This is a genomic window from Moorena sp. SIO3I6 (assembly GCF_010672095.1).
The window spans coordinates 1-1,158 of sequence record NZ_JAAHHU010001572.1 but is presented as its reverse complement, the minus strand read 5'-3'; the positions used below and the strand labels follow the sequence as shown (position 1 = coordinate 1,158).

1 pseudogene is annotated in these 1,158 nt (G+C 37.8%); it reads left to right on the top strand.

Features of this window, described 5'->3' with window-relative positions:
* Positions 1-75: 75 nt before the first annotated feature.
* Positions 76-1,158 (top strand): annotated as a pseudogene (locus F6K49_RS54150) (ISAs1 family transposase); the annotation flags it as partial.

The window sequence follows — 1,158 nt, the reverse complement described above, 5'->3', positions numbered from 1 at the left end:
CAGGGCTATTTCATTCTAAATATAAACAAGATCTGGTATAATATATCCCAAATTTCGTCTAATCCATCTACTACTGTGTCTCAAATCCCAATTATAGAAGCCTTTGCAGAGCTAGAAGACCCTCGTCGTCGTGCCGGACAGCGTCATTCCCTGCCATTGTGCCTAGCACTATTTACCTTAGCAATCGCCGCTGGGAATAAAGGATTTTTAGCAATTGGAGATTGGATTTCAAGTTACCGTGAGCCGTTGATTGATCTTTTCAAACCTCCGAAAAACAGGCTACCTTCTTACAGCACTGTCCGTCGTGCTTTACTACATATAAATTCTGAGCAGTATTCCCGGTGCCTGGCTAAGTTCTTTAATGTACAACCAGTTCCTGGAGAAACCATTGGTCTAGACGGAAAAGTCCTGAAACATTCCTATCAAATTGAAAATGATAATCCTGATTCCGATTCCCATCCAGCAATAATGTTGGTTAGTGCTTACATTGTGGAACGGGGCTTGATTTTAGAACCGTTTGAAGTTGATGCTAAAACCAACGAAATTAAAGCTCTACCAGACTTGATTCAGAAACTGGCTCTAAAGGGAGTTGTTTTTGCTTTTGATGCTATTAATACTCAAAAAAAACTTGTGAGTTAATTGTTAAAAGTGGAAATGATTATCTGGCAGCATTAAAAGGTAACCAGCCCAATCTATTTAAGGATGTCCAAAATAATTTTAAACCGGAATTTACTTTTAAACAAATCAACAAAGGACATGGTCGAATCGAAAAGCGTCATGTAAGTATTTGTCAAAATCTTGATTCTATCCGTCCTTGGCCCGGACTTACTACTTTGATTCAAGTTAAATCAGAACGTCAAGTATTTACCCATAATGTCATTGAAGTTACTACTGAAACTCGTTATTATATTTCTTCATTGAGTTTAACAGCCCAAGAATTTGCTAAACGTATCCGTGGATATTGGGGTGTTGAGAATAAAGTCCACTATGTTAGAGATGTTACTCAAGGTGAAGATAGATCCAGAATTCGCACTAACCCTCTCCCTAAAATTTTTACCATAGCGCGCAATTTTACACTCAATTTATACCGTGAAAAAATGTTTAAAAACATGGCACAAGCTCAACGAATTTGTTCTTTTAGTCTAGACACGCTTAAGC